This window comes from Klebsiella sp. RIT-PI-d (assembly GCF_001187865.1).
GTDB lineage: Bacteria > Pseudomonadota > Gammaproteobacteria > Enterobacterales > Enterobacteriaceae > Superficieibacter.
Genome location: NZ_LGIT01000009.1, coordinates 1,081,346 through 1,101,294, shown reverse-complemented (window position 1 = coordinate 1,101,294; position 19,949 = coordinate 1,081,346). Strand labels below are relative to the sequence as shown.

Sequence of the window (19,949 nt, the reverse complement as noted above, 5' to 3'; positions counted from 1 at the left end):
ACTAACAGCAAAACCCCTGATTTTTTTGCGTCAAATCAAGTCTCGTTGTTGACGCCCTCTAAATAGTCGGGGCATTCGGCTTTTATTAATCCTTAGGAAGTAGTACGTTCGGCATCAGGCAATAAAAATGTTATAACTGCGGTTTGCCAATGTAATGTATTAAGTTTTCTGAGTAATTATGACCAGACAACGCGCAACAGCGATCGGGCTTATTGCCATTGTATTGTGGAGCACTATGGTGGGGCTTATCCGCGGCGTCACTGAGGGACTGGGACCTGTTGGTGGGGCGGCAATGATCTACACGCTCAGCGGGTTATTATTACTGTTTACCGTTGGCTTTCCGGATATTCGTCACTTTCCTCGCCGCTATTTGCTGGCAGGTGCCGCGCTGTTTGTGTGCTACGAAATTTGCCTCTCCCTTTCACTGGGCTATGCTGCAACCCGTCATCAGGCTATTGAAGCTGGTATGGTAAATTATCTCTGGCCGGGGCTGACTATTTTATTTGCCATCCTGTTTAACGGCCAGCGCACTAATGCCTGGATAGTGCCCGGACTGCTGCTGTGTATTATCGGCGTTGGCTGGGTGCTCGGCGGGGACGATGGATTCGTCATTGATGATATTATCCGCAATATTACCGCCAGTCCGCTGAGTTATATTCTGGCGTTTTGTGGGGCGATTATCTGGGCGGGGTATTGTACTGTCACCCGCAAATACGCACAGGGCAATAACGGCATTACGCTGTTTATTATCCTGACCGCACTCACGCTGTGGTTGAAATATGCGTTCTCTGCACAGCCGCCGATGCTACTTAGCGGGCCGATCGTACTTAAACTGGTACTGGTCGCGCTGGCGCTGGGTTTTGGTTACGCCGCCTGGAACGTCGGCATTCTTCACGGTAATGTTACCCTGCTGGCAACCGCCTCTTACTTTACGCCGATACTCTCCTCGGCGCTGGCAGCGTTTTTACTCAACGCCGATTTATCGTGGGCATTCTGGCAGGGAGCCTGCATGGTCTGCGCAGGCTCCCTGCTGTGCTGGTTTGCAATCAGGCAACGTTAAGCGGACGCTTTCTGCACCTTTGCCAGGCTGAACCAGATCCCCATCGCCAGCACCAGCAACATTCCACCCGCTGAAAAGAGCGCGACACTGTGTGAACTGATGAACGCCTCTTTTGCCGCTGCGATCAGCGGATGCGCGAGGCTTTCATCCAGAGTCGCGGCTAGCTGCACCGCTTCGGCGATGGACGATGTCGCCTGTCCGCTCTGTTCAGCCGTCAGTCCGGCGGGCAAAACCACGGAGGATGTATAGCTGCGACTGAGGATCACGCCAAACAGGGCAATCCCCATTCCTGCACCTAATTCATAGGCCATGGTTTCGATTGCACCCGCTGCCGCCGCTTTCTCTTTTGGTGCCGCCGCCATAATGGCAGCAGTCGACGCCAGCAGTGCACTGGCCGCACTGAAGCCTAACATCGCCATCAGCCCCCATGCCTGCCAGGGCTGCGTGCTGAAACTGGTCATCGACAGTCCGAGAAAACTCAGTGCGCTGAGCATCATACCGCCTGTCGCAACATAACGTAATCCAAAACGCGAGACCAGCAGACCGGCAACCGGCCCGCTAAAGCCGCTCGCCAGCATAACCGGCAGCATAAACAATCCGGCGGCAAATGGCGTTTTATCATGAACGAACTGTAACTCCTGCGCCATCAGCAGTTCAAAACCGACCAGGGTGATCATGGCGGTCATCGCCATCACTACACCGCTTAGAATAACAGGATGGGTAAACAGGCGCAGATCAATCATCGGCATTGACGTTTGCAGCTGGAGACGAATAAACAGGGTTAATAGCACACCTCCCGTCACCATAATCGCCAGCACCATTACCATCGCCTGCTGTCCTTTCATCCCGGTTTTAATGCCATACACCAGCAGCAATATCGCCGTAATCAGCAACAGAGCGTGAGTCAGATTAAGCGGCTGTTCCCGTCGCCCTGTCTGGCGGGGCAACAGCCAGGCCCCGCATATCAGTACCAACAAAATGACGGGCACATTGATCAAAAAAATGGCGCTCCAGTGAAAATGTGCCAGCACCATTCCACCGAGTAGCGGACCGAAAGCTGCGCCACCCGATCCTACAGCGGTCCAGATCCCGAGCGCGATGTTGCGCTCGCGGGTGCGGATGAACGTGGTGCGTATTCCGGCAAGCGTCGCCGGGAGGATCATTGCCGCCCCGCCCGCCAGCACCACCCGGCTCATAATCAGCCATTCTGCGCTCTGGGCCAGCGCAGCCAGCAGAGACGCGATGCCAAATATTCCGCTGCCAAGCATCAGCAGACGCTTATAACCTATTCTGTCACCGAGCGCTCCCATGGGTAGTACCAGCCCGGCCATAACCAGGGAATAGATATCAATAATCCACAACAATTCATTCCCGGAAGCGCCAAGCGTCAGGCTTAGCGTCGGGGCCGCCACATGCAACACGGTGGCATCAATAGCCACCGGAATATAAACCAGCACGATAATCAGTAAAGTCAGCCACTGACGAGACATAGATCCATCCTCAAATTCAAAACTGGACACCCGTCCAACTCTGACGATCCTACGGAAAGTTGAACACTTGTCCAGCTTTTTTGTTATTCTGCTACACAGCGGATTTAGTGAGGAAAAGAAGGTTATGAGCTATCTGAATCGTGAGGAGCGTCGGGAGCATATACTGCAGGCCGCCATGCGTGTGGCGCTGGACAACGGATTTACCGCCATGACCGTGCGGCGTATTGCCAGCGAGGCGGGTGTCGCCACCGGTCAGGTACATCATCATTTTATCTCGGGCGCCGAACTTAAATCGCTGGCCTTTATCCGCGTTATTCGCGCCCTGCTTGACGTTGATGCGCTACCAGCAGATGCCAGCTGTCACCAGAAATTGTTGTCCATGCTGGGCAGTGATGATGAACGGTTTGAAAAATATATTCGTCTGTGGCGTGAAGCACAGATCCTTGCCGTCAAAGATGATGACATTAAAGGGGCCTATATTCTGACCATGGAAATGTGGCATGACGAAACGGTGAGTATTATTCATCAGGGCTGTCTGGCCGGTGAATTTACCCTCTCGGACAGCGCAGAAAATGTTGCCTGGCGGCTGATTTCACTGGTCTGTGGTCTGGACAGTATTCACGTACTGGGGATGACGGCCCTCGATCAGGCCGCTTTTGAGCGCCATCTGACCCGCGTTATTGCCCTTGAGCTGAAAGCGCCTGAATGATAATTTTCGCGCCCCACCGTTTTAGCGTGGAGCGCGCTGACTATTTTCCCGCCTGCGGGTGAGTATCGAATCCGGCCATCACGGCGGCCAGCGCATCCTCGGTGAAGCCGTAACGCGGATCGCTCACCCCAAGACCGAAACGTTCCTGTAGCGTGTGATACAGTGCCGGGACGTCAGGAAGCGTAAACTGCTCGACGACCCGATCGTCCTGCCAGTGGGTAAAATGAAAATTGGTCAGCGTCAGTTTACCGCCGTCCGGCAGGTGGCGGCACATCAGCAAATGATGCAGGAAATGCGACTGCGGCCAGTGTGCCGACCAGAAATTTCCCATCATAAAATCTGCCAGATACTGCTGCGTCAGATCGAAACGGTACATGGATTGCCAGCGCTGATGGTGCAGAAACTGCAATATCCAGTCGTTGCCCTCCTGCTGCAGACGATAACAACCATGCGGCGTCTCCTGTTCACTATCGGCCAGCAGCCGGACTGGCGCGGTCAGGGTCTGACTACCAAAACCGACGTCGGCAATCCAGCGCTCACCGTCAAGCTCTACCAGCAGCAGCCGGTGGGTACGCGGCGGCATCTGCTCCGGATTAGCCAGCACCACCCGCCCCAGTAAACTGCGCACCTGAAAACCAATCTCCACCAGCGCGCGCTCAAGCAGACCATTTTGTTCAAAACAATAGCCGCCGCGCCGGGCGGTAATCAGTTTGTCTTCCAGAGAACGGTCGTCGAGCAGGATCTCTCCCGGCAGCAAAACATCCAGATTCTCAAACGGCACGGTGCAGTTATGCCGTAAATGTATTTCCCGCAGGGTGGCAAGATCCACTGTGGGTTGTGATTCAACGTTCAGTCGGGATAAATAAGCGTGTAAAAACGGGGTCATCAACGGCTCCGGTAAAAATTATTTTCCCTGTTATACCCTGGATTTTTCACGCCAGCGGTGAATTCGTGCGATCTACTGCCTTTCATTACGCTGCAATATCGCCAGCGCGCTTAGCATCAGGATCAGCCCCGTCACCAGCGTCAGGGTTGCCATTGCCATTCCCTGTCCGGGCGATCCCTGCTCAAACTGTCGCCAGATAAACACGGCTACCGTCTGAGTGCCCGCCGGAGCAAGCAACAGCGATGTCACCAGTTCGCGTGAGGCGATGGCAAAAACCATCAGCATGGCTGCCAGCATTGCCGGGAATACCAGCGGCAGAACGATCAGCCGCAGCGCCTGAAGCGAGGATGCACCGTGCACCCGGGCAGCGGATTCCAGATTACCCCCTAACTGACGCAGCGCACTGCCTACATAACGGACCGGCCAGGGCAGCAATAAGCAGCAGTAAGAAAGTAACAGAATGAGCCAGGTATTGTAGGGTGAAACCGGCCAGAACGTGCGGTTCCACAGCAGGATCAACCCCACACCAACCACAATACCGGGCAGCGCCGCCGGCATCAGCGACAGCGCATCAATAATACCGCGTCCTTTTATCTTTTGCACCACCACCAGCCACGCCGCCAGCAGCCCGACCAGGCCGGTAATAAGCGCAGCGCAAAACGCCAGCGACAGGCTGGTCCCCAGCGCAGAAATCGCATCACCCTGCTGGCTAAAAAGTGCCGCGTAATGTGACAACGTCACGTTACCCCATGATGCGCCGCCGGATAACGTTGCCGTAAGGCTGGTGATCACCATGGATATTCCCGGTAATCCCACTGCCAGAAAACCCACCCCGCTCATGGCTACCACCACCGGGATAATCCATTTGCCCGGATGCATGCCGCTATTTTCCGCAGGCTTGCCGGTGATACTGGTGACTTCTTTGTCCCCGACCAGACGGCGCTGCAGCCACCAGCCGCCAAGCGCTACGGCAATCAGTACCAGCGACAGTAAAGAGGCACCGGGAAGATCAACCGGCCAGTCGGCCAGCTTTTTCTCAATGCCGACGGTCAGCATCACGACACCGGCGCGGGAACCAAGCGCTGCCGGCACGCCGTACTCTTCAATCGCCAGGATAAATGACAACAGCACTCCCGCCGCCAGCGCCGGGGAAACCATCGGCAAGGTAATATGCCAGAAAGCGCGCCAGGCGCTGGCTCCGTGCACGCGGGCTACCAGCGCAAGCCGTTGACCGCTGGCCATCAGGCTGCGCGAAACGGCAAAATAGATAACCGGGAAAATATTCAGGGTCATCACCAGAATAATCCCTGCCCGGCTGAACAATACGTCGTTCAGATTGACCCCGGTAAATTGCTCCAGATAGCCGTGGGTTTGTAGCACCAGCGTCCACGACAGCGCCACGATATACGGCGGAGTAAGAAAAGGGATCAGGAACAGCACATCCCACAGTTTTGCCAGCGGAAGGTGAAACAGTCCCCGGGCCACTCCCAGAGGCAGGCCGATAACCGCGCTCAACGCGGCAACCACCACGGCGATGGTTAACGTTCCCCCCAGCATAGCCGGAAGGCCAGGATCGCTGATCAGCGGCATAATACCGGCGAATGGTGAACGCCATGAGCCGGCGCTAAAGTCGGGAAAAATCGCTTGCAAAATGATAAATAGCAGCGGTAAAGCGACCAGCACCAGCAGCATCGCCAGTGTAAAGACCGGGATCAATTTTTGTTTCACAAGTCAGTCCTGACGGCGGAGTGGTCCCCGCCGGACGCGTTATTGCGCGAAGAGTTGATTAAAGCGGGTAAGTACGCTGCTGCGTTCACTGCTGCCGTCACTGGTGGTCGGCAAAATGTGAAGTTCATCAAGCAGCGGACGTTTGGCTTTGATATCGCTACGGGCAGGCATCAGCCAGGCATCAGCGACCCGCATTTGCCCTTCCGTAGACAAAATATAATCAATAAAGCCTTTTGCCTCATCAGCCTGTCTGGTGGTTTTGAGGATCATCATCGGGCGCGGAGCAATGACTGTCCCGCTGGCCGGAAAAATCACTTTTAGCGACTCGCCCTGGCTGATATTGCCATAGGAGACATAATCCACCGCGCCGAAAACCGCCGCTTTCGCCCCCTGCATCACCGGCGTCACTGCCTGCGCATTGGGACCACTGACCACCATGCCGTTGTTCTTAAGCGCAGCAAACAGGCTCCAGGCTTTATCTCCCATGTCATGTTGCAACCCAATCAACAGATCAAGTGACGCGCCCGACAGCGCCGGATCGGGGGTAGTCACTTTATCTTTAAATGCCGGTCCGGTCAGGTCCTGCCACTCTTTGGGTTCTGGCGTTCCGCTCTTGCTGTTCCAGACGATACCCAGTGCCGATACGCCCTGGGCCACAAAATCGCTGGATTTTAGACGGGCAGGCACATTAGCGGCATTCGCGCTTTGATAAGGCAGCAACCAGCCGCGCTGGTGTAAATCTTCTGCCGTATCCCACGAGGCGGAAATGAGGATATCCGCCTGCGGATTGGCCTGCTCGGCCTCCAGTCGTGCCATCACTTTACCGGTTGTGGCCTGAAATACATTTACTTTCACGCCGGTTTTCTTTTCATAATCGCTGGCAAGATTTTTCGCCAGTGTGCCCGGCCCTGCGGTATAGACGGTGAGCGCATGTGCGCTGGATAGTATGACAGATGACAACATGATGGCGAGGGCCACTCCTTGTTTTACGGATAGTACGGATGTCATGCGGGTTCCCCTGAGGATGAAGTAACAGTACGGATCGCGGCAATACTGCCGCCAGAAAGATGCACAACGCGATCGGCCAGCAGCTCGGCTTCCCGGCGGTCATGCGTAACATACACCGCGGTCGTCCCCAACTGGCGCAGTAGCTGGCCCATTTCCAGACACAGCGACTCGCGTAGCTCGCTATCAAGATTGGATAGTGGCTCATCGAATAACAGCACCCGCGGCTCCGCGACAATCGCCCGCGCCAGCGCCACCCGCTGCTGCTGCCCGCCGGACAAACCGGAGGGTTTACGTCCGGCGAACGCCGCCAGTCCGACCCGCTGGAGTGCCAGGGCTACGCGCCGTTCCCGCTCCGCCCGCGCAACATCGCGCATTCGCAGCGGAAAGGCGACATTCTGCGCCACCGTCATGTGCGGCCACAGGGCATAGTCCTGAAAGACCATTCCGATATCGCGCGCTTCGGGTGGCAGCGACCAGCCGCGCATCGCCACCCGCCGTTCGCCAAAAAAGATCTCGCCCCCGGCAGGCTGTGCCAGTCCGGCCAGCAAGCGTAACAGCGTACTTTTGCCGCAGCCGGATGGCCCCAGGAGCGCCACAATGCTGCCGGGTTCGATATGCAGATCGATATGATTGAGGATATTTTGAGTGCCGAAAGCGAACGAAACGCCTTGTAGCGAGATTGAGGTGAATGCGTGCATTAGCGCCCTCCTGTTACGGAAAGCATGCCGCGCCCTGCGGTCACTGGCCGCCGGGCCGCACTCACCTGTGAGAAACACAGGGGAGCCATCATATTGTTATCCTCTTTGGGACTTAATCTGGCAGTGACTATAGGCAGGAGAGATGACGGAAGAATGACGGTTTTGTGGCGATTTAAAGTGAGGCAAAAAGCAGACCCGGCACGCGCCGGGCCGTTGAGGCGCGCTGTAAGCACCTCAAATCTTAACGTTACATACTGTATCCGGGCTTCTTGATGAGCGTATCCATCTGCGGAGCGATTTCACTGTCCCAGACCTGCTGCCACGCCTCCTGCTTAACGTTATTTAGCGCAATGGAAACTGAGCGCTCCTGGCTTTGCAGATGGCGAACGATAACCTGAGTAATGTCATCCGCCAGCGCGGATTTTTGTTCGTCGGTTAGATCGCGGGGAAAGCATTTAATATCAATGTGCGGCATGGTTTTCTCCTTCGGGAATAAACCTTAACGCTAGCATAAAAACCAGCGCGCTATTTATCATTACGCCGACTCACGTTCAACCAGATGGAAACCGATATCAATAATGTTTTCGTCCTGCTCAACGCCTTCAATACGGTCTGCCAGTAGCGTGGCGGCGCGATAGCCGATCTCATGACGATCAATACTGACAGTGGTTATGGCCGGCCGGTTGCTGGCAGCAAAATCCAGATCGCCAAATCCAATCACCGCGAGATCCCGCGGAACCGTCAGCCCCCGACTTTCCGCTTCCATTATCGCGCCTTGGGCGAGGGTGTCCGAGCTACAGACGATAACGTCATAGGTATCCTGCGCCAGCAGGGAAGCCAGCCCGCTGCGCCCCAGCGCCAGCGAGGCCGGCAGCGGCACATCAATTTGTCCCGGCTCGGCGAGACCATAACGTTTAAGCACATCACACAGACCGTTTTTACGCTGCGCGCCCCGCAGGTCAGCGGTCCACAATAACCCCGCTTTACGATACCCCTTGCGCAGAAGATACTCCCCGGTCGCAATACCGATTTTCTCATGCGAGAACCCCACCAGCATATCCAGCGGCGTGGGCGTCAGATCCCAAATCTCCACGACCGGAATAGCCGTATTAAGAATGATTTTACGCAGGTCCGGCGAATGATGAATACCCGTCAGCACTACACCATCCGGGCGGCGGGACAACAATGTGGATACCAGTTCAGATTCAGTCTGCTGGGTGTATCCGGCCACGCACAGCAGCATGTGATAACCCCGCAGCGCCAGCGCATCACTTAATGCCTGGATAGTATCGACAAACATATTGTTGTTAATTTGTGGCACCACAACTGCAATCAGCCGACTCCGGCGTGAGGCAAGCCCGCCCGCCAGGGCATTCGGAATATAGCCGGTGACCCGTACCGCCTGAAGTACTTTATCGACGGTTTTTGGCCGAACAAGGTGCGGGGTATTCAGCGCCCGGCTCACCGTCATTGAGGATAAACCTGCGGTGCGGGCCACGTCTTCGAGTGTCGGTGCATGGGTCATTTTTGAACGCTTCACGGCGCAGCCTTTTGAGATCTTGTTGGGGGAATTAACATTATTAATGATATACCGCCCCATTACCAGAATAAGACCATTTTTTAGCCAAATATCAATCTGTTAACGACAAAACATTGTCTTTTAATGTTATCGCTAACATTTTAAATTGCACTCGTTGCCTGACGCGTCCGGAATGTGATACCCCTCTTAATAATGGGGGCATTTTAAGCCATATTTGTGATCGACTGTACATAAATAGTACGTGCTGCTGGCAACACGATAACACAGGAGATAGAAATGTTAGCGCAAACATTTTAGTTCACCTGGAGAGTAAAATGACCACAAGCGCCAATTCAGATGCTGTTTCCTACGCCCGCGTTTCAGGGATAAAAACCGCCGCTGAAACCGGGGATCGTATTGAGTGGGTAAAACTGTCGCTGGCTTTTTTACCGCTGGCGACACCGGTCAGTGATGCAAAAGTACTGACCGGACGTCAAAAACCGCTGACCGAAGTCGCGATTATCATCGCTGAAATTCGCAGCCGTGACGGCCATGAAGGCGTCGGTTTTAGCTATTCCAAACGTGCCGGAGGCCAGGGCATTTATGCCCATGCCAAAGAAATTGCCGATAATCTGCTCGGTGAAGATCCCAACGATATCGACAAAATTTACAGCAAACTGCTGTGGGCCGGAGCCTCCGTTGGCCGCAGCGGAATGGCGGTGCAGGCTATCTCCCCTATCGATATAGCCCTGTGGGATATGAAAGCCAAACGCGCCGGACTGCCGCTGGCTAAACTGCTTGGATCGCATCGTGATTCGGTACAGTGCTACAACACCTCCGGCGGCTTCCTGCACACGCCGCTGGATCAGGTGCTGAAGAATGTGGTTATTTCGCAAGAAAATGGTATCGGCGGTATCAAACTTAAAGTGGGCCAGCCAAATACCGCAGAAGATATTCGCCGCCTGACGGCTGTGCGTGAAGCGCTGGGTGATGATTTTCCGCTAATGGTTGACGCCAATCAGCAGTGGGATCGCGAAACCGCCATCCGCATGGGGCGTAAGATGGAACAGTTTAATCTGATCTGGATCGAAGAGCCGCTGGATGCTTACGACGTTGAAGGCCACGCCCAGCTGGCTGCCGCCCTGGACACGCCGATTGCGACCGGTGAAATGTTGACCAGCTTCCGCGAGCATGAGCAGTTGATCCTCGGTAACGCCAGCGACTACGTTCAGCCGGACGCCCCGCGGGTTGGCGGCATCTCACCGTTTCTGAAAATTATGGATCTGGCCGCCAAACATGGTCGCAAACTGGCTCCCCATTTTGCGATGGAAGTGCATTTGCATCTGTCTGCCGCCTACCCGCTGGAGCCGTGGCTGGAGCATTTTGAATGGCTGAATCCGCTGTTCAACGAACAGCTGGAGCTACGTGACGGACGGATGTGGATCTCTGAGCGTCATGGTCTGGGATTCAGTATTAGCGAGCAGGCCCGCCGCTGGACACAATTAACCTGCGAGTTTGGGAAACGCCCTTAACCTCAGGCTGCCCTGTACCCTGGCGGGACGTCATTGCCCGCCACCCTACCCGATAAAATAAAATTCAACCCTGTTAAGGAGTTGGTTATGACGACGCGTATTGCACGCACTAATGTGCGTCACGGCATTCTGTTATTTTTATTTTTGGCCACCGTATTTAATTATGCCGACCGTGCCACGCTTTCGGTAGTGGCACCGATCATGAGTAAAGAATTAGGGTTTGACGCGGAAGAGTTAGGGCTGGCGTTTTCTGTTTTTGGCATTTCTTATGTCATTATGCAAATACCGGGGGGATGGCTGCTGGATAAATATGGCTCACGGCTGATTTACGGCTGTGCATTAATTGCCTGGTCATTGGTAACCATGTTTCAGGGTACTATTTATTTGTTCGCCAGCCCGCTGATTGTCCTGGTGATCCTGCGGCTAATGATGGGCGCGATAGAAGCCCCGGCATTTCCGGCTAATAGTCGCCTGAGCGTCCAGTGGTTTCCGAATAAAGAGCGTGGTTTCGTCACCTCGGTTTATCAGGCGGCACAGTATATCTCGCTTGGCATTATTACGCCGCTGATGACCATTATTTTGCATAATCTAAGCTGGCATTATGTCTTCTATTACATTGGCGCTATTGGCGTCGTGCTGGGAATATTCTGGCTGATAAAAGTCCGCGACCCGCTACAGCATCCAAAAATTAATCAGCAGGAAATGGATTATATCCGTGAAGGCGGCGGAGAACCGACACTTGGCACCAAAAAAGATCAGCCGAAACTGTCCCTAGCCCAGATTAAAAGCGTCTGCGTGAACCGAATGATGATCGGCGTCTATATCGGGCAATTTTGCGTCACCTCTATAACCTGGTTTTTCCTGACCTGGTTTCCAACGTACCTGTATGAAGCCAAAGGGATGTCGATCCTGAAAGTCGGTTTTATCGCCAGTATTCCGGCGATTGCCGGATTTATCGGTGGCCTGCTCGGGGGTATCACTTCGGACTGGCTGCTGAAACGTGGTTACAGTCTGACCATTGCACGAAAACTGCCGGTTATTTGTGGGATGTTGCTCTCCTGCGTCATCGTGGTCGCCAATTACACCTCTTCAGAAGTAGTGGTGATTGGCGCAATGAGCCTCGCCTTCTTTGCCAAAGGCTTTGGTAATCTCGGCTGGTGCGTACTGAGCGATACCTCGCCGAAGGAAGTGCTGGGGATTGCCGGCGGGGTCTTTAATATGTGCGGCAATATGGCGAGTATCGTCACCCCGCTGGTGATCGGCATGATCATCGCCAATACCCACTCTTTTGATTATGCCATTTTGTACGTGGGCTCAATGGGACTGATCGGCCTGATCTCTTATCTGTTTATTGTGGGTCCACTCGATCGCATTCAGTTAACGCCAGCAACTACCCGATCCTGATATGGCGAACTTTCGCCACGCTGTTCCAGGTCTGAACTCCCCGGAACAGCGTTTTTTTGCCGTTACCAGGTGATCCCCGGCGGATTAATTTGTGAAGCTGAAACCGCCTCGCCCTGCTCCCCCCATCGTGCCAGTACCTGCTGATACTCACCGCGTGCAATCGCGCCGTTTAGCGCCGCCTGCAATGCATTGACCAGACCATTGCCTTTTTTAGTCGTAGTCGCTACCGACGCCTTTTTCGGTCCCAGCCCTGCTACCCGGGTTTTGCCTGTTAATGCGGCTTTATACGACGCCACAGACTGTGGGCCAAAAATCACATCCGCGCGTCCGGACTGAATATACAGATTGCCTGAGGCATCATCGGTTAAATAGATCGGCTGCGCAGGCTGACGCCCGGCCTGTTCATTTTCCGCATTCCAGCTAAGCAGGATGCGTTCCTGATTGGTACCTGAGCCGACAATCACTTTCATTCCGGCGAGATCTTCTGCCTTATTAATGTGCGTTATCGGGCTGGTGGATTTAACCGAAAACGCCAGATGATCGTCGCGGTAGGTGGCGAAATCAAATTTCTCTTTGCGCTGCTCCGTGACCGCAATATTGACCAGGGCGACATCATAGCGCCCGGAGGAAATCCCCAGCGGCCAGTCTTCCCATGCGACTGGCACCAGCTTCAGATTCAGGCCAAGGCTTTTGGCCAGCAGGCGGGCAATATCCGGATCGCTACCAATACGGGTCCGGTTATCGCTCGCCAACAGGGCCAGCGGCGGCGAATTAAGCGCAGAAATAGCCACCGTCAGCGTTCCCGGTTCAACAAAGCGGTAATTCGCCGGAATACGGGCAATGGCCGTCTCATCACGCGTGACCGGTAGCGGCTGTTCATTAGCTTTCAAATCCGGGGTACTGTTCGCCAGAGTCGAAGCGCTTAATACGATAAGCGCCAGAAGCGTATATTTCATGACAATACCTTTGATAAGAACTGACGGGTGCGCGGATGCTGCGGGTGATTAAGAACCTGCTCGCTACTACCCTGCTCGACGATTTTTCCATCGACCATAAACACCACCTGATCGGCTACCTCGCGCGCGAAACCAATCTCATGGGTGACCACCACCAGCGTGGTGCCGGAACGGGCCAGCTTTTTGATAACATCCAGGACTTCTCCCACCAGCTCTGGATCCAGCGCTGAGGTCGGTTCATCGAAAAGCATGACCCGTGGACGTAGGGCCAGCGCGCGGGCGATAGCAATGCGCTGCTGTTGTCCGCCAGAGAGATGCCGCGACCAGGCATCGGCTTTATCCCGAAGCCCGACGATATCCAGTAGTTCATAAGCGCGCGCTACCGCGTCCCGCCGCCGCAGCTGACGGTGAGCAACGGGAGCCTCAATCAGATTTTCCAGCACCGTGAGGTGCGGGAATAAATTAAAATTCTGAAAGACATACCCAACGTTAATTCGCTGGCGCAGGATCTCTTTTTCTTTTAGCTCATACAGCTTGTCACCCTGTAAGCGATAGCCGATATACTCACCGTCAATCTGAATAAATCCCTCGTCAACGCGTTCGAGGTGATTAATGGTTCGCAGCAGCGTCGACTTTCCCGATCCTGACGGTCCGAGGATCACGGTGACGGTGCCCGGCGCAATATCAAGCGTGACGTCATTCAGCGCTTTGTGGCGGCCAAAATATTTACTGACGCCGGTAATGGAGATATGACCTTCAGGAGAGGTGGGCATGGGCAGGCTCCTGCGATGATGAAACAACGGATGAAGTTGAAATGCTGCGGGGAAGCGGCGCCGGATTAATCGCCGAACGCCGCTCGCTGCGGGCCATCCAGCGCTCAACCAGATACTGGATCAGCGACAGCACGCTGGTGATCGCCAGATACCAGACCGCGCCGACCATTAGCAGAGGGATCACTTCCTGAGTGCGGTTGTAGATCATCTGAATGGTGTAGAACAGTTCCGGCATGGCCAGGACGTAAACCATTGCTGTGCCTTTAGCGAGGCTAATGATTTCATTAAACCCGGCGGGAAGAATGGTGCGCAGCGCCTGCGGCAGAATAATCCGCACGGTGCGTCGCCAGGCCGGAAGACCGAGCGCGGCGGCGGCTTCATACTGACCATGATCGACGCCTAAAAAACCACCGCGAATGATTTCCGCCGTATAGGCACTTTGTACCAGCGTCAGCCCTACCACGGCGGTGGAAAATTGCCCCAGCACATTGATGGTTTCATATTTCCCCCAGGCAATCTGCGTAAAGGGAATACCGAGCGACAGGGTGTCGTAGAGATACGAGAAGTTATACAGAATAATCAGCACGACAATCAGCGGTAATGAGCGAAATAGCCAGATGTAACTCCACGCCAGGCTGTTTAACAGCCATGACGATGAGAGCCGCGCCAGCGCCAGCATCCCGCCCAGTATCACGCTCAATACCGTGCCAATCAGGGTTAATAACAGCGTTTGTCCGAGTCCTTCGAGGATCACCGGGTCAAAGAACCAGCGGGCGAAGACCGCCCATTCCCAGCGTGGATTGAACGCAACGGACTGGATCACTGCTGCCAGTACAAACAGGGCGACCAGCGCCCCCGCAGTACGTAGCGGATAGCGGGCCGGAACCACTTTAATTTTTTCAGCGCTTTTCATACTGACTCCTCAGGCACTCTTACTCAGGCGGGCTGATAATAGTTTGCTAAAGCGCAGCCGCCCGTCATAAGGCGGCAGGCTGTACTCGTGCGGATCGCGCGTCAGATCAAAATGCGGGGTATAGTCCAGGCTCAGATACAGTCGGACCGCTTCCGGCTGACGAAAGCCGGTAGTCAGATAAATATGGCTATACCCTGCCTGGAGCGCACGTCGCTCCAGTTCCTGAACCACACGGCCCGCCAGCCCCTGCTGGCGCAGGCGCGGATGGGTCCAGATGCGCTTAATTTCGGCTGTACGATCGTCAAACGGTTTGTAGGCGCCGGTAGCAATAATCTCGCCTTCACGCTCCAGCACCAGAAATACCCCCTGTGGCGCAAGATAGTGTTCGCTGATTTCAACCTCGGCATCACGGGAAAAATAATCGCCATAACGTGCAGCGTAATCAGCAAATAAGCCCTCGATAACTGGCTGAAGTTCGGCAGCGTCCGGGGAAATATCGCGAAAATAATCACTCATGTTACGCACCTCAGTCGCCAAGTCCTGCCGGGTTAATTTCCGACCGGGCAATGCGCTCAACGCTTTCTCCCCAGCGTTTCAAAACTTTATCGTAATCGCCGCTTTGAATGACCCCGTTCAGAGCCGTCTGCACCGGCGTAACCAGCCCGCTGCCTTTTTTAAGCGTGACGGCAATATGCGCAGCCTTAGGCCAGCCGCCGTCGACACTGCCCACCAGCCGGGTTTTACCGGTCAGTTCCGCTTTCCATGCGCCAATCACATTGGGACCGAAGAAAGCGTCGGCGCGCCCGGACTGGATCGCCAGCGTCTGCGCGGCGTCATCTTTGGTATAGACCGGAATAAAGGGTTTCAGCCCTTTCTTCAGGTTGGCCTCATTCCAGGCCAGCAGGATCGCTTCCTGATTGGTGCCTGAGCCGACAATAATGCGCAGTCCGGGAATATCTTCTGCTTTCTCAATCTGCTTTATCGGGCTGGTGGATTTAACGTAGAAACCCAGTGAATCTTTACGGTAAGTAGCAAAATCGAACTTCTCTTTGCGTTCTTTAGTCACCGTAATATTGCTGATTGCCGCATCATATTTGCCTGACGCCACCCCGAGCGGCCAGTCTTCCCAGGAGGCAGGCACCACGTTTAACTCCAGTCCTAAACTGTCGGCGACCAGCCGTGCAATGTCGACTTCGCTGCCCATCAGCGTTTTATTGTCATCGGCGAAAACCGTTAACGGAGGCGAGTTCAGCGCGGCTACCGCCACGGTCAGTTTGCCCGGTACGGCAAAATGATAATTCGCGGGCAGTTGCGCGATGGCCGCGGGATTTTTCGCGCTGTGAACAGGCGTTTTGTTGGCCTCCAGGCTAACGCCGGTGCCATTAATGGTGACTTCTTTTGCCAGCCCCACGGAACTCCATGCCAGCGCAAGCGCCAGAACCAGTGATGTTTTGTACATAGCGTTGTCTCTTATTATTGTGTAAATGAGTTAACGGGCAGATCCAGGCCAAAGCTCTCACGCAGCGTGCTGCCGGGATAATCCCGACGGAACAGGCCGCGCGCCTGCAAGATAGGCACCACGCGATCGACAAAATGTGCAAAGGTATCGGGCGTACCGCCCTGAATGATAAATCCGTCGGCCGCGCGCGCCTCGAACCAGCGTTGCAGCCCGTCAGCAACCTCGTCGGCTGTACCGGAAAAACGCGGGCGCGGGCTGGCAGCTTCCAGCGCCACCTGACGCAAGGTCAACTGGCGTTCCCGCGCGCTGCGTTTGATTTCATCCGTGGTGCTGCGAAAACTGTTTTGCCCTAAGTCACCGATATCCGGGAACGGCGCGTCCAACGGATACTGGCTGAAATCGTGATGTTCGAAATAGCGACCAAGATAATTCAGCGCATCGTCAATCGACACCAGCGCCGCGGTGGTCTGATACTGATGTTCAACATCCGCTGCATCATCACCGACAATAATGCTGACGCCCTGGAATATATGCAGTTCATCGGCGCGACGACCTTGCCCCTCCAGCTGATGCTTCACGTCCTGGTAAAATGCCTGCGCCTCTTCCAGGGTTTCATGATGGGTAAAAATGGCATCTGCATGGCGGGCGGCCAGTTTTTTACCGTCTTCAGAAGCGCCTGCCTGGAAAATGACTGGTCGCCCCTGTGGCGTGCGGCCAATGTTCAGCGGCCCAGCCACCTGAAAAAAATCACCGTGATGATTGAGGGTGTGCAACTTAGCCGGATCAAAAAATTGGCCGCTCTCTTTATTGCGCACGAACGCGTCCTCTTCCCAGGAATCCCACAGGCCTTTAACCACTTCAAGATATTCATCGGCGATGCGGTAACGCAGCGCATGCTCGGGATGCTGCGCCCGGGAAAAGTTTTTCGCCGAGCCTTCCAGCGGCGAGGTCACTACATTCCAGCCTGCGCGGCCCTGGCTTAGATGATCCAGACTGGCAAATTGCCGCGCGGTGGTGAACGGCTCGCTGTAAGAGGTCGATAGCGTACCGACCAGCCCCAGATGGCGGGTAATGCTGGCCAGCGCGGAAAGCACGGTCAGCGGCTCAAAACGATTCAGAAAATGTGGGATCGATTTCTCATTGATATATAAACCGTCGGCGACGAATAAAAAATCGAGCTTGCCCTCTTCCGCCTTTAACGCAGTCTGTCTGACGAACTCAAAATTAATACTGGAATCCGCTAGCGCTGTCGGATGACGCCAGGCTGACATATTTCCCGACGCGCCATGTAAAATCGTGCCAAGACGCAATTGCCGTTCTCTGGACATAGTTCCCCCTACCCCTGAAGCAAAAATTAAATATGATGTAATGCGCGCTCGGCCAGCGACGCAAAATAGTGCGCGGCAGGTGCAATCAGCGCTTCGTCCGGATTAAACGCCGGATGATGTAAGCCAAAATCGCTGGCGCTGCCGATACTGACAAACGCGCCGGGAATGTGCTGGAGATAGACGGCAAAATCTTCACCGCCCATATGCAGGTCGGCAGGATCGGTGTGATAACCCGATTGCTGCGCTACATCGTGAGAAAAGGCCGCCCAGCGCTCATCATTCACCAGCGCCGTCGGCCCGGCGTACCAGGTAACGTCGATCTGTGCGCCAAACGCGAGGGCAAATCCGGCGGCGATTTCATCGACCCGGGCCTTCACCCGCTGTTGAACTTCAATGCGATGGGTGCGCAGAGTCCCTTCCAGTTCAACGCTTTCAGGCAGCACATTCCAGGTATTCCCGCCCTGTATGCGCGTCACGCTAAGCACGACTGAATCAAGCGTATTCACTTCGCGGCTGGCAACACTCTGGAGCGCCGTAACCAGTTGACTGGCAAGCAGGATCGCATCACGCCCTTCATGAGGCCGGGCAGCGTGCGCACCTTTGCCGGTAATGCGGATCACCAGGCGGTCGACGTTGGCATAAAACGCGCCGCCACGGGTAGCAAAGTGCCCTACCGGTAGTCCCGGCTCATTATGCATGCCGAATATCGCCGAAATACCCTCCAGCACCCCGGCGCGGATCAGCGCTTTGGCCCCGGCGAAATTTTCCTCGGCAGGCTGAAATAAAATTCGCACCCGCCCCGGCAGCTGGGCTTCTTTTTGTTTCAATAGCAGCGCGGCACCCAGCATGACGCTACTGTGAATATCGTGACCGCAGGCGTGCATAACTCCGGCGTTCTGCGAGCGAAACGGGACAGTAGTGGCTTCATGGATGGGCAGTGCGTCAATATCCGCACGCAGGGCAATCGCTTTTTCTCCCTGGCCAATTTCCGCCACCACGCCGGTTTTGAGCGCATAGGGCAGCAGGCGGATATTGCCTGCCTGCAACCAGTCACTCAGGCGTGCAGTGGTAGCGACCTCTTCGAGAGAAAGTTCCGGATGCTGGTGCAGTTCGCGCCGCCAGTCGATTAATTGCTGGCTGAAGGTCATGGCGCAACCTCCGCGACGACACGCGCATCCGCCAGTAAACGCAGAGAGTTGATCCGCGCCTCACCCTCGGCCACCGGCGTATCAATGATAAATTCGTCAATGCCGAACGCGGTGTGCAGCGCGTCAAGCTGGGCCAGCACCTGTTCCGCGGTGCCGTGCAATAACGACGATTCGCGGCGGGCTATATGGATCGCCGGACTTTGCGCCTGGCGTACAAACGCCTGCGCCTGGGCTTCACTGCCCACGGTCACGCGCTGACCGTTTTCAAGCTCCACGCCCCAGATCTCAACCTGCTGCGCCAGCGTTGCCGCCCGGGTAGTGTCGTCGGCGACAATTGCCTGCACGGCAACAATCACCGGTCTGCGACTGACGGCTCGCCAGGCGGCGATGACCTCGCGCAGCAGCGCTTTATCGCCATTCAAATGCGCGGCAAAAACAAAATCCCAGTCCAGCGACGCGGCCAGTCTGGCGCTCTGCACGCTGGCCCCCAGCAGAAATCCCTGCGGACGCTGGGTCGGGATCGGCGTGGCCAGCACGCTGGCCTCATCATCTTCCCGGGTCAGGGACAACCAGTTATCCAGCTGCGCCAGCCGATCGTCAAAACGTCCTTTTTCGTCTGCATGACTGCCCTGCTGAAGAACGCGCGTGGCATTCGGCAGGCCGCCCGGCGCTTTTCCCACTCCGAGGTCGACCCGTCCCGGCGCAATAGAGGCCAGCAAATTGAAGTTTTCAGCCACTTTATACGGACTGTAGTGCTGCAACATCACCCCGCCAGAGCCAACCCGAATACGTCGGGTCTGGCCAAGAAGCCAGGCAATAACCAGCTCCGGGGAGGGGCTGGCCAGTTGAGCGGTATTATGATGCTCGGCTATCCAGAAACGATGATATCCCCAGGCTTCGGCATGTTGCGCCAGTGTTAATGTGCGCGCCAGCGCCTGGGTGGCATTTTCGCCTTCCGCCACGGGGCTTTTATCCAGAATACTTAATAAATAAGACATATTGCAGGCTCGCTTTCGAGGACATACCCGCATTATTAAAATTCTGGAGCCGCTAAGAGAAACAATTTATTTACATTTGTACTGCCAGAAAATGCAAATACGCCATTGGTGTCTCGGTAAACGACATAAAGCAGAAGATCTTTTTTTACAATTCCGCCGCGCCTGGCCTGACGCGTCAGACGTTATTCCTTTCTTTGCGTTATGTCTGTCTTCCCTCGGCAAACAAGAGGACGCTATCCGGGTACTGTTTGAATTAATATCCGAAAACCCGCCGAAAAATGCGCTACGCGCTTATCAAAAAACGCTATAAACCTGTTTAAACGATGAATATCCGAAACCC

General features: G+C 55.1%; 17 protein-coding genes and 1 pseudogene. 4 read left to right on the top strand and 14 right to left on the bottom strand.

Translation table 11 applies throughout. The features are described from left to right. Window positions 1-178 precede the first annotated feature (178 nt). Window positions 179-1,060 (top strand): aromatic amino acid DMT transporter YddG, encoded by an 882-nt coding sequence (gene yddG, locus AC791_RS11615; protein WP_049840594.1) that lies wholly within the window; start codon window positions 179-181, stop codon window positions 1,058-1,060. Here the strand turns inward: yddG and AC791_RS11610 are convergent. Continuing rightward, entirely contained in the window at window positions 1,057-2,550 is a 1,494-nt protein-coding gene (locus AC791_RS11610) for a SmvA family efflux MFS transporter (protein ID WP_049840593.1), read from the bottom strand. The two genes, yddG and AC791_RS11610, sit on opposite strands and share 4 nt — an antisense overlap. 124 nt (window positions 2,551-2,674) lie before the next feature. On the opposite strand from AC791_RS11610, the gene AC791_RS11605 reads away from it, so the two are divergent. Next, complete coding sequence (locus tag AC791_RS11605) at window positions 2,675-3,259, top strand: TetR family transcriptional regulator (protein ID WP_049840592.1); 585 nt, start codon at window positions 2,675-2,677, stop codon at window positions 3,257-3,259. A gap of 40 nt (window positions 3,260-3,299) precedes the next feature. Here AC791_RS11605 and nhoA read toward each other — a convergent pair whose 3' ends face one another. The 6 genes from nhoA to AC791_RS11575 all read right to left on the bottom strand — a co-directional run bounded on the left by nhoA (window position 3,300) and on the right by AC791_RS11575 (window position 9,119). Further along, a complete protein-coding gene (gene nhoA / locus AC791_RS11600) occupies window positions 3,300-4,145 on the bottom strand; it encodes an N-hydroxyarylamine O-acetyltransferase (RefSeq protein WP_049840591.1) in 846 nt (281 codons plus the stop codon). A gap of 72 nt (window positions 4,146-4,217) precedes the next feature. Then, entirely contained in the window at window positions 4,218-5,837 is a 1,620-nt protein-coding gene (locus AC791_RS11595) for an ABC transporter permease (protein WP_199485515.1), read from the bottom strand. Window positions 5,838-5,912: 75 nt separating this feature from the next. Beyond that, window positions 5,913-6,881: an ABC transporter substrate-binding protein gene (locus tag AC791_RS11590; RefSeq protein ID WP_049840589.1), complete on the bottom strand. Its 969-nt coding sequence runs from the start codon at window positions 6,879-6,881 to the stop codon at window positions 5,913-5,915. Further along, complete coding sequence (locus AC791_RS11585; protein WP_049840588.1) at window positions 6,878-7,579, bottom strand: ABC transporter ATP-binding protein; 702 nt, start codon at window positions 7,577-7,579, stop codon at window positions 6,878-6,880. The genes AC791_RS11590 and AC791_RS11585 overlap by 4 nt, the downstream gene beginning before the upstream one ends. A gap of 247 nt (window positions 7,580-7,826) precedes the next feature. Next, complete coding sequence (gene pptA, locus AC791_RS11580; RefSeq protein WP_049840587.1) at window positions 7,827-8,054, bottom strand: tautomerase PptA; 228 nt, start codon at window positions 8,052-8,054, stop codon at window positions 7,827-7,829. A gap of 60 nt (window positions 8,055-8,114) precedes the next feature. Continuing rightward, the gene (locus AC791_RS11575; protein ID WP_148677790.1) at window positions 8,115-9,119 is read right to left on the bottom strand and encodes a LacI family DNA-binding transcriptional regulator; all 1,005 of its coding nucleotides are present in this window, start codon (window positions 9,117-9,119) and stop codon (window positions 8,115-8,117) included. A 314-nt stretch (window positions 9,120-9,433) separates the two neighbouring features. Here AC791_RS11575 and AC791_RS11570 point away from each other — a divergent pair, with 314 nt between their 5' ends. After that, window positions 9,434-10,630, top strand: coding sequence for an L-talarate/galactarate dehydratase (locus AC791_RS11570; protein ID WP_049840586.1), 1,197 nt, complete (start codon window positions 9,434-9,436; stop codon window positions 10,628-10,630). Window positions 10,631-10,717: 87 nt separating this feature from the next. Then, window positions 10,718-12,034 carry an MFS transporter gene (locus AC791_RS11565; protein ID WP_049840585.1) on the top strand — a complete coding sequence of 439 codons (1,317 nt, stop codon included), beginning with the start codon at window positions 10,718-10,720 and terminating at the stop codon, window positions 12,032-12,034. Between the two features lie 62 nt (window positions 12,035-12,096). Here AC791_RS11565 and AC791_RS11560 read toward each other — a convergent pair whose 3' ends face one another. The 7 genes and pseudogenes from AC791_RS11560 to AC791_RS11525 all read right to left on the bottom strand — a co-directional run bounded on the left by AC791_RS11560 (window position 12,097) and on the right by AC791_RS11525 (window position 19,609). After that, window positions 12,097-12,990: an ABC transporter substrate-binding protein gene (locus AC791_RS11560; RefSeq protein WP_049840584.1), complete on the bottom strand. Its 894-nt coding sequence runs from the start codon at window positions 12,988-12,990 to the stop codon at window positions 12,097-12,099. Then, a complete protein-coding gene (locus AC791_RS11555; RefSeq protein WP_049840583.1) occupies window positions 12,987-13,763 on the bottom strand; it encodes an amino acid ABC transporter ATP-binding protein in 777 nt (258 codons plus the stop codon). The genes AC791_RS11560 and AC791_RS11555 overlap by 4 nt, the downstream gene beginning before the upstream one ends. After that, complete coding sequence (locus tag AC791_RS11550) at window positions 13,747-14,676, bottom strand: amino acid ABC transporter permease (RefSeq protein WP_049840582.1); 930 nt, start codon at window positions 14,674-14,676, stop codon at window positions 13,747-13,749. The genes AC791_RS11555 and AC791_RS11550 overlap by 17 nt, the downstream gene beginning before the upstream one ends. A 9-nt stretch (window positions 14,677-14,685) precedes the next feature. After that, complete coding sequence (locus tag AC791_RS11545) at window positions 14,686-15,192, bottom strand: GNAT family N-acetyltransferase (RefSeq protein WP_049840581.1); 507 nt, start codon at window positions 15,190-15,192, stop codon at window positions 14,686-14,688. Window positions 15,193-15,202: 10 nt separating this feature from the next. Then, window positions 15,203-17,463: pseudogene (locus AC791_RS20800) on the bottom strand (NtaA/DmoA family FMN-dependent monooxygenase). Window positions 17,464-17,489: 26 nt separating this feature from the next. Further along, entirely contained in the window at window positions 17,490-18,611 is a 1,122-nt protein-coding gene (locus AC791_RS11530; RefSeq protein WP_049840578.1) for an amidohydrolase, read from the bottom strand. Beyond that, the gene (locus AC791_RS11525; protein WP_049840577.1) at window positions 18,608-19,609 is read right to left on the bottom strand and encodes an LLM class flavin-dependent oxidoreductase; all 1,002 of its coding nucleotides are present in this window, start codon (window positions 19,607-19,609) and stop codon (window positions 18,608-18,610) included. Before AC791_RS11525 ends, AC791_RS11530 begins: the two co-directional genes overlap by 4 nt. Between the last annotated feature and the right edge of the window lie 340 nt (window positions 19,610-19,949).

What these genes read in the sequence shown, in the direction of transcription:
- AC791_RS11570 (WP_049840586.1), top strand. Translation starts at nt 9,434, where the DNA reads ATGACCACAAGCGCCAATTCAGATGCTGTTTCCTACGCCCGCGTTTCA.
- pptA (WP_049840587.1), bottom strand. Translation starts at nt 8,054, where the DNA reads ATGCCGCACATTGATATTAAATGCTTTCCCCGCGATCTAACCGACGAA.
- AC791_RS11590 (WP_049840589.1), bottom strand. Translation starts at nt 6,881, where the DNA reads ATGACATCCGTACTATCCGTAAAACAAGGAGTGGCCCTCGCCATCATG.
- AC791_RS11525 (WP_049840577.1), bottom strand. Translation starts at nt 19,609, where the DNA reads ATGTCTTATTTATTAAGTATTCTGGATAAAAGCCCCGTGGCGGAAGGC.
- yddG (WP_049840594.1), top strand. Translation starts at nt 179, where the DNA reads ATGACCAGACAACGCGCAACAGCGATCGGGCTTATTGCCATTGTATTG.
- AC791_RS11565 (WP_049840585.1), top strand. Translation starts at nt 10,718, where the DNA reads ATGACGACGCGTATTGCACGCACTAATGTGCGTCACGGCATTCTGTTA.
- AC791_RS11545 (WP_049840581.1), bottom strand. Translation starts at nt 15,192, where the DNA reads ATGAGTGATTATTTTCGCGATATTTCCCCGGACGCTGCCGAACTTCAG.
- AC791_RS11610 (WP_049840593.1), bottom strand. Translation starts at nt 2,550, where the DNA reads ATGTCTCGTCAGTGGCTGACTTTACTGATTATCGTGCTGGTTTATATT.
- nhoA (WP_049840591.1), bottom strand. Translation starts at nt 4,145, where the DNA reads ATGACCCCGTTTTTACACGCTTATTTATCCCGACTGAACGTTGAATCA.
- AC791_RS11585 (WP_049840588.1), bottom strand. Translation starts at nt 7,579, where the DNA reads ATGCACGCATTCACCTCAATCTCGCTACAAGGCGTTTCGTTCGCTTTC.
- AC791_RS11530 (WP_049840578.1), bottom strand. Translation starts at nt 18,611, where the DNA reads ATGACCTTCAGCCAGCAATTAATCGACTGGCGGCGCGAACTGCACCAG.
- AC791_RS11550 (WP_049840582.1), bottom strand. Translation starts at nt 14,676, where the DNA reads ATGAAAAGCGCTGAAAAAATTAAAGTGGTTCCGGCCCGCTATCCGCTA.
- AC791_RS11595 (WP_199485515.1), bottom strand. Translation starts at nt 5,837, where the DNA reads ATGCTGCTGGTGCTGGTCGCTTTACCGCTGCTATTTATCATTTTGCAA.
- AC791_RS11605 (WP_049840592.1), top strand. Translation starts at nt 2,675, where the DNA reads ATGAGCTATCTGAATCGTGAGGAGCGTCGGGAGCATATACTGCAGGCC.
- AC791_RS11560 (WP_049840584.1), bottom strand. Translation starts at nt 12,990, where the DNA reads ATGAAATATACGCTTCTGGCGCTTATCGTATTAAGCGCTTCGACTCTG.
- AC791_RS11555 (WP_049840583.1), bottom strand. Translation starts at nt 13,763, where the DNA reads ATGCCCACCTCTCCTGAAGGTCATATCTCCATTACCGGCGTCAGTAAA.